Source organism: Bacillus cereus (assembly GCF_002577405.1).
In the GTDB taxonomy this organism is placed as follows: Bacteria; Bacillota; Bacilli; order Bacillales; family Bacillaceae_G; genus Bacillus_A; species Bacillus_A cereus_AU.
Window position 1 is genome coordinate 1 of record NZ_NULR01000026.1, and the last position, 2500, is coordinate 2500.

The window sequence follows — 2500 nt, forward strand, 5'->3', positions numbered from 1 at the left end:
CATATTATATGGTTAAGTCCTCGATCTATTAGTATTCGTCAGCTCCACATGTCACCATGCTTCCACCTCGAACCTATCAACCTGATCATCTTTCAGGGATCTTACTAGCTTACGCTATGGGAAATCTCATCTTGAGGGGGGCTTCATGCTTAGATGCTTTCAGCACTTATCCCTTCCGCACATAGCTACCCAGCTATGCCCTTGGCAGAACAACTGGTACACCAGCGGTGCGTCCATCCCGGTCCTCTCGTACTAAGGACAGCTCCTCTCAAATTTCCTACGCCCACGACGGATAGGGACCGAACTGTCTCACGACGTTCTGAACCCAGCTCGCGTACCGCTTTAATGGGCGAACAGCCCAACCCTTGGGACCGACTACAGCCCCAGGATGCGATGAGCCGACATCGAGGTGCCAAACCTCCCCGTCGATGTGGACTCTTGGGGGAGATAAGCCTGTTATCCCCGGGGTAGCTTTTATCCGTTGAGCGATGGCCCTTCCATGCGGAACCACCGGATCACTAAGCCCGACTTTCGTCCCTGCTCGACTTGTAGGTCTCGCAGTCAAGCTCCCTTATGCCTTTGCACTCTACGAATGATTTCCAACCATTCTGAGGGAACCTTTGGGCGCCTCCGTTACACTTTAGGAGGCGACCGCCCCAGTCAAACTGCCCACCTGACACTGTCTCCCGGGTCGATAAGACCCGTAGGTTAGAATTTCAATACAGTCAGGGCGGTATCCCACCAGCGCCTCCACCGAAGCTAGCGCTCCGGTTTCAATGGCTCCCGCCTATCCTGTACAAACTGTACCAAAATTCAATATCAGGCTACAGTAAAGCTCCACGGGGTCTTTCCGTCCTGTCGCGGGTAACCTGCATCTTCACAGGTACTATAATTTCACCGAGTCTCTGGTTGAGACAGTGCCCAAATCGTTACACCTTTCGTGCGGGTCGGAACTTACCCGACAAGGAATTTCGCTACCTTAGGACCGTTATAGTTACGGCCGCCGTTTACTGGGGCTTCAGTTCAGAGCTTCGCTTACGCTAACCCCTCTCCTTAACCTTCCAGCACCGGGCAGGTGTCAGCCCCTATACTTCGCCTTACGGCTTCGCAGAGACCTGTGTTTTTGCTAAACAGTCGCTTGGGCCTATTCACTGCGGCTTTCCGTTAAGAAAGCACCCCTTCTCCCGAAGTTACGGGGTCATTTTGCCGAGTTCCTTAACCAGAGTTCTCTCGCACACCTTAGGATTCTCTCCTCGCCTACCTGTGTCGGTTTGCGGTACAGGCACCTTTTATCTCGCTAGAAGCTTTTCTTGGCAGCGGGGAATCAAAGACTTCGCTCCATAAGGAGCTTCCCCATCACAGCTCAGCCTTCACGATAAGCGGATTTGCCTACTTATCAGCCTAACTGCTTGGACGTGCACAACCAATCGCACGCTTCTTCTATCCTTCTGCGTCCCTCCATTGCTCAAACGATAAAGAGGTGGTACAGGAATATCAACCTGTTGTCCATCGCCTACGCCTGTCGGCCTCGGCTTAGGTCCTGACTAACCCTGAGCGGACGAGCCTTCCTCAGGAAACCTTAGGCATTCGGTGGACGGGATTCTCACCCGTCTTTCGCTACTCATACCGGCATTCTCACTTCTAAGCACTCCACCAGTCCTTACGGTCTGACTTCACTGTCCTTAGAACGCTCCCCTACCACTGATACCATTGGTATCAATTCGCAGCTTCGGTGGTGTATTTAGCCCCGGTACATTTTCGGCGCAGAGTCACTCGACTAGTGAGCTATTACGCACTCTTTAAATGGTGGCTGCTTCTAAGCCAACATCCTAGTTGTCTAAGCAACTCCACATCCTTTTCCACTTAATACACACTTTGGGACCTTAGCTGGCGATCTGGGCTGTTTCCCTCTTGACTACGGATCTTATCACTCGCAGTCTGACTCCTAAGGATAAGTCATTGGCATTCGGAGTTTGACTGAATTCGGTAATCCGATGAGGACCCCTAGTTCAATCAGTGCTCTACCTCCAAGACTCTTACACTTAAGGCTAGCCCTAAAGCTATTTCGGGGAGAACCAGCTATCTCCAGGTTCGATTGGAATTTCTCCGCTACCCACACCTCATCCCCGCACTTTTCAACGTGCGTGGGTTCGGGCCTCCATTCAGTGTTACCTGAACTTCACCCTGGACATGGGTAGATCACCTGGTTTCGGGTCTACGACCACGTACTAAACGCCCTATTCAGACTCGCTTTCGCTGCGGCTCCGTCTCTTCAACTTAACCTTGCACGGGATCGTAACTCGCCGGTTCATTCTACAAAAGGCACGCCATCACCCATTAACGGGCTCTGACTATTTGTAGGCACACGGTTTCAGGATCTCTTTCACTCCCCTTCCGGGGTGCTTTTCACCTTTCCCTCACGGTACTGGTTCACTATCGATCACTAGGGAGTATTTAGCCTTGGGAGATGGTCCTCCCAGATTCCGACGGAATTTCACGT

General features: G+C 52.0%; 1 rRNA gene (cut by a window edge). It reads right to left on the reverse strand.

What is annotated here, in order from left to right:
* Nucleotides 1-8 precede the first annotated feature (8 nt).
* Nucleotides 9-2500 (reverse strand): 23S ribosomal RNA (locus tag COC96_RS24840) (it continues 430 nt past the right edge of the window).